The 6000-nt window shown below is 33.9% G+C and carries 7 protein-coding genes; 6 read left to right on the forward strand and 1 reads right to left on the reverse strand.

The genetic code is table 11. The features are described from left to right. Nucleotides 1-161 precede the first annotated feature (161 nt). The 6 genes from HNQ00_RS05430 (at nucleotide 162) to HNQ00_RS05455 (ending at nucleotide 5704) form a co-directional block, all read left to right on the forward strand. A complete protein-coding gene (locus HNQ00_RS05430) occupies nucleotides 162-1082 on the forward strand; it encodes a hypothetical protein (RefSeq protein ID WP_173837301.1) in 921 nt (306 codons plus the stop codon). A gap of 2 nt (nucleotides 1083-1084) precedes the next feature. Beyond that, nucleotides 1085-1519 (forward strand): hypothetical protein, encoded by a 435-nt coding sequence (locus tag HNQ00_RS05435; protein ID WP_173837302.1) that lies wholly within the window; start codon nucleotides 1085-1087, stop codon nucleotides 1517-1519. 48 nt (nucleotides 1520-1567) lie between these two features. Then, nucleotides 1568-1849: a hypothetical protein gene (locus HNQ00_RS05440; RefSeq protein WP_173837303.1), complete on the forward strand. Its 282-nt coding sequence runs from the start codon at nucleotides 1568-1570 to the stop codon at nucleotides 1847-1849. Between the two features lie 20 nt (nucleotides 1850-1869). Then, complete coding sequence (locus tag HNQ00_RS05445) at nucleotides 1870-3744, forward strand: TonB-dependent receptor (RefSeq protein WP_173837304.1); 1875 nt, start codon at nucleotides 1870-1872, stop codon at nucleotides 3742-3744. A gap of 92 nt (nucleotides 3745-3836) precedes the next feature. Next, nucleotides 3837-4490, forward strand: a complete 654-nt coding sequence (locus HNQ00_RS05450; protein ID WP_173837305.1) for a hypothetical protein — start codon at nucleotides 3837-3839, stop codon at nucleotides 4488-4490. A gap of 350 nt (nucleotides 4491-4840) precedes the next feature. Then, a complete protein-coding gene (locus HNQ00_RS05455; RefSeq protein ID WP_026707723.1) occupies nucleotides 4841-5704 on the forward strand; it encodes a sigma-70 family RNA polymerase sigma factor in 864 nt (287 codons plus the stop codon). A 65-nt stretch (nucleotides 5705-5769) separates the two neighbouring features. Here HNQ00_RS05455 and HNQ00_RS16285 read toward each other — a convergent pair. Beyond that, nucleotides 5770-6000, reverse strand: a 231-nt coding sequence (locus HNQ00_RS16285) for a hypothetical protein (RefSeq protein WP_217425251.1), incomplete at its 5' end; no start/stop codon positions are given.

Genomic DNA, 6000 nt, shown 5'->3' on the forward strand with positions numbered 1-6000 from the left:
TTCTCAATTTAGAACTGATTGTATTATATCGTGCTCTTATGTTAAATAAGCAACTTATAATTAAGACACTTAATAAATAGAAAAGTCACTTTTTTTTAAAATAATTGTGACCTATCAGTTTTTTATGTGTCTTAACTATAAATCATTTAAATAGTAACAACATGAAAAAAATAACTTTAGTAGCATTAACAATACTCTCACTAAGTTCTTGCGTTAAGAAACAAGATGGCGAAAATCCAGAAATCAAAAAAGAAATTATTCAAACCAACTCACAATTAAATAAGACCCTTGAAGAGCAAGAAGAAGCAAAGCAACAAATTGTTGCCCTTTCAAGAAAAAAAGATTCGTTGCTAAACGTGTTAAAAAGCACAAAAGAATCTATGGCGAGAATGAACGATTCAAAAATTGACAAAGGAATACAAGGAGTTAATTTAAAACTGAACGAACTAAAAGGTCAAAAAGAAAACATAGAAGAGCAAGTTACCTTACAAAAACAAGAAATGGAACTAGCTACTAAAAAAATTGATCTATTAAATCAAGAAAAAGTGGTTTATGATGCACAACACAAAGCATTATATGATAAAGGTGCTGCGCCAAAAGATTTTGCAAAAATAGACACTTTATTAGGAGCAATCAATGGAAAAATAAATGATCAAAAACGAAAAGTAAAAGCCTTAACTAGAAACATCTCTGATGTAGAAGACCAAGTATTATCGATTGATGGTCAACGTGATTTTCTAAGTAAAAAAATAAGAGAAGATTATAATGCTCAAGACATTTTTGGAGAATTTGCAAAAGAAGAAGAGTCTAAAGTAACCGATCAAATTACCGCTATTGACACGCAAATATCAAGCCTTACTGGTAACGTAAACAGCATCAACACATCTGTAGCGTCATTAAATGATAGCATAACTGTAAAAACAGAGCAACACGATTTAAATTCTCAAAACCAAGCTGATGCTAATAAAACTCAAAACAGATTATACTATGCATTGATTGCAGTAGGAATTGTAATTATACTTTTTGCAGTATTTTATATCATCGGAAAAAGAAAAAAACAACAAAATAAAAAAACTAAATAATCATGGCAAATAAAAAAACTTCAGATAAAAAGACTTCAGATAAAAAATCCATTTCAGCACTTGATTCAATTAAAAATTTCATTGGTAATGTTACTGATAATGTAATTGAAGGGACTACGGTAGTTACCGAGAAGCTAAAAGACTCCAGTGCTAAAGCTTACGTTGCAAGTTCAGAAATAGTTGAAGAAGCAAACCAACGTATCCATTTGTACACTGATAAAATTTCGCTTCAGAAAGAAGAGAAAATTATTACCGAAAGACAACAAGAAATTATAATGAGCTTTGGTACAAAATCGTTAAGCCACTATGTAAAAACGGACACTTTACACAAACCATTTTTAACTGGTAATGAAATAGCGCCATTAGTTGAAGAATATAAAGGGAATATAAAAAACCTTATTTCTATCGAAAAAAAATTAAAAAAACTTAACAATTAAACTATGAGAAATATTTTACTCCTTGGGTATTTAATTCTGAATGTTTTTTTGTATACCCTCAACTTTGAGATCTTCCACACTCCTCAAGCCATTGATCTAGGATTTGGAATCTTCACGACATTCCCACTGCTTATTACTATGGCATTTGGATTGATCTTTTGCTTATTTTTCTTTCTTATGGATAAGAACAAGCAAATGAAAAATGAAGCGATTATCGAGAATCTAAAAAATGAAATTACCATTAATAAAAAAGATTTTGAAATTGCTACTCTTAAAATGAATTCTTCGGCTATAGAACCTCAAGTTGTGGTTGCTGAAGAGATCATATAAACAATTAATACTATTTTCACATGAAAAAAACGATATACCTCCTATTATTATTCCTCTCAACTTTTGGATTTGCACAAGTAAAAGACATTAGCTTTACCGCTTCACCTTTTGTAGATTACACTTTTTACGACAAACAATCTGGTCTAGATAACGCAACCTCTATTGGAGGGAAAATCGGGTTTGGTTTTGGAGAATATGTTGAAATCCGTGCCGTTTACATGCAATCTTTAGGTTTAAAAACTAGATTTTCTGATTTTGGGATTATAGGTTACGATGAAGGTACGTTTCAATCACAAGATGTTGATCTAACCCGTTGGGGAGGAGAATTCAAAACTAACCTAGGTAAAGGGCGCTTTATTCCTTACCTAACATTAGGTTCTGGAGTGCAAAACATTGCGATCAAAGACGGAGCAGATTTTGACCAAATATATACCAGTCTTGGTCTTGGCTTTAAAACCAAATTAACTGACCGTATCGTTTTTACTATTGAAGGAAAACACAATAATTATAACTTTAACGCTGGTGAAAATTTACTTACGGAACAGAACAAAAATGATTTTGGTGTGACCAATGCCGATTTTGAAACTAATGGATTGACAAATTGGTCTGCACAAGCATCCTTACAATTTTACTTAGGAGGAAGAAAGCCTGGTGCAATGAGCGAACTAGACAAGGCCTATTATAGTAAATTTAGTAATGGTTTCAAAGGTATACAGTGGATTATTGAACCTAGTATCAACTACATTAAATTTGATGATAAATCACTTTTCAAAGACACCTATTTAATGGGATTGTATGCTGGATTTGATTTTAACCAGTACACTGGTATTCGTGCTTTTTACCTTCAATCAACAGAAAACGAACAAATCTCGACCTCGTTTGACCACCTATCTATGTACGGTTTGGAGTTTAGAGCAAGATTGAATGATGGAAACGGCGTTACTCCTTACTTAATATTAGGTGGAGGTATTTTAAACACACAAAGTGATTATTTAGGAAAAACAAATGCAGTAGTAGGTAGTGAAGAGTTTGCTGCGGCAGGTTTAGGATTAAACATCCCGTTAAGTAAAAGCATCTTGATTACTGGTGGCGTTAGAGGAATGATTACTTCTGGCGCAGATATAGATGATTTAACAAGTCCTGATTATTTACAAACACACATTATGTACAATGCAGGAATTAAATTGAGTTTTGGTGGTAAAAAAGCAAATCCAAATGAGGTGTACAATGCGCAACTGAATGAGCAATTGGAAATCAAAGACAAGGAGACGCAAGTATATATCAATGAGAAAATTGCGCAAAACAACGCAGATAACTCGGATAAAATCGCCAATTTAAAACAAGAATACCAAGATAAACTTAATGGACTTGAAGCTGATCTAGAAAAAGCGAAAGCCAATAATGATATCGACAAAGCGGTAGTAATATTAGAACAAAAGAAAAATGCACAAAATGCACTGGAAGAAGTCGCTCTAATCGAAAAGAAAGCAGCTAAAAATCAAGAAGCACAGCAAATTAAAGCAATTGCAGCAACTAAAGAAGTGGTACAACCAGTTGCAAAGGATAGTATTGTGATTGTTCCTGTAGCTAAAGTTGTTACCGACAGCGTGGTTACGACAAAAGTAGTTGCTCCTACTGTTGTGGTTGTAAAAGATACTACTGCTGCAAAAGTGGTTGCTCAAAAAGCTGCCGTAGCAAAAACTACAACTAATACAGAAGTGGTAGAATACATTAAACTGTCGCCAGCAGAATTGGAGAGCTTGATTGACAAAGTAATGGAAACCAACAAAACCAATTATAACAATGCTCTTGAAAATGAAAAACTTAAAAAGAGAGTTGAAACGATAGAAAAAGCATTATTAGAGAAATCTAAGCCAGCGGTTAAAAAAAAATAACATTCAAATCCTTTACGCATAAGGGTGAAATGGAGTATGATTTTTTCAAATTATACTCCATTTTTTAGTTAACTTCATAAAAAACAAACAACATGAAATATCAAGTTACGATCGACAACATTCAAACAATTGATGAATCGAATACCTATTGGTCTGTTGAAGATTATGTAAACCTTTTGAGTTTATACGGTTTTCCGGATGCAAAGAGCAAGGACATAGTAGAATTGCGCGAATTGCTGTTTATGGCGATTAGTGACTATGAGCCAAATGAAGCTGCTGTAATTATCTTGACCTACAAATTATCGGATGAATTGACTGAAGGACAAATTGACCAAATATCAAATGATATGCTATTGGACAAGGTTTGCGAGGAATATCCTGTGATCAAACTACATGCTCGTTTGTTTCATTGCAACCAAATGTTGCACCATGCTTTCAACGGGAAATTTCCGAATGCGAAAGCTCTTGTGGTAAAATGTAAAATTACCGGCCAAGAAAAAGAAGTTTTGACCAAAGAGCAATTCTTAAAAATCATGAACAATGGTTTGGCAGAGGCCACACTTATTAAACGTCTTTTTGACGAACCAATGACTACCGAGGCTCCGTTTCCTGATGCGGAAGGAATTGTATGGGAATTAAACACGGTAGACAATGAAAATTACGAAATGATGACCTCTGAATATTGGATGGAGCGCAATGACATTATCGCTGGAGAGTTTGAAGGTGAAGTGTTAGAAGAAGCATAATATCGTTTTAAAATTCCATTTTGGACTTTTACATTTCAGCCACAGTTTGCTAACGTTTTCACTCAATTGTGAAAATGATTGTAAACTGTGGCTGATTTTTTTTGGGGTTAACTTTCCTATTTAAATAAAAATATTCTGGCCGGACGGGTTTTGCATTAGGGATAGCAGCGGTATCCTTTGATGAAATGAAATGGAATCAAAGATATAGCGGATAGCCCGACCGTAGGGAATGCCCACATTTGATTTTGCTATGAAATAAACTAAAAAAAATTATTTTCATATTTTTTGTAACATTAAATGTACTTAGTACGTATAACTATATGTACACTTAAAATTGAGGAGACAACACCATGAGACAACTTAAAATTACCAAGCAGGTAACGAATCGTGAAACTGCATCGTTAGACAAATATTTACAAGAAATAGGTAAAGTTGACCTTATTACTGCTGATGAAGAAGTAGAATTGGCACAAAAGATCAAGGCGGGAGACCAACGTGCTCTTGAGAAATTGACAAAAGCAAATTTACGTTTTGTGGTTTCGGTTGCAAAACAATATCAAAATCAAGGTTTAACGCTTCCCGATTTAATTAATGAAGGAAACTTAGGTTTGATCAAAGCAGCACAACGTTTTGATGAAACGCGTGGTTTTAAATTTATCTCTTATGCTGTATGGTGGATTCGTCAATCGATTTTGCAAGCACTTGCTGAGCAATCTCGTATTGTACGTTTGCCATTGAATAAAATTGGTTCTATCAACAAAATCAACAAGATGTACGCTTTGCTAGAGCAATCTAATGAGCGTCCGCCATCTGCTGAAGAAATTGCAAAAGAACTTGATATGACGGTAAATGATGTAAAAGAGTCTATGAAAAACTCTGGTCGTCACTTATCAATGGATGCACCTCTTGTTGAAGGAGAAGATTCTAACCTATATGACGTTTTACGTTCTGGTGAGTCTCCTAACCCAGATAGAGAATTGATCCACGAATCTTTGCGTACTGAAATTGAGCGTTCTCTTGAAACATTGACACCTCGTGAGGCTGATGTAGTTCGTTTGTATTTTGGTCTTGGTGACCAACACCCAATGACTCTTGAAGAAATTGGAGAAACGTTTGACCTAACTCGTGAACGTGTACGTCAGATTAAAGAAAAAGCAATCCGCAGATTAAAACATACTTCTAGAAGTAAAATATTAAAAACATACTTAGGGTAATTTATCCTAAGGTTTAAAAGTTCTTGAATTCTAAAAATCACTTTTGCTTTGTAGATCATAAACTTTTAAATAATGACAAACAACAGTTTGATTGACTGTTCGTTTTTTGATTGATGATTGAAACTCCGGCTGATTACCGGAGTTTTATTTTTTATCAATAAAACTCTCGGTCTGTTCGAGCCAAAAAGCTCTCGGGTTTCCGGAGTTTTATTTTTTATCAATAAAACTCTCGGTCTGTTCGAGCCAAAAAGCTCTCGGGTTTCCGGAGTTTTATTTTTTATCAATAAAACTCTCGA

This window comes from Flavobacterium aeripolare, from assembly GCF_013294025.1.
In the GTDB taxonomy this organism is placed as follows: domain Bacteria; phylum Bacteroidota; class Bacteroidia; order Flavobacteriales; family Flavobacteriaceae; genus Flavobacterium.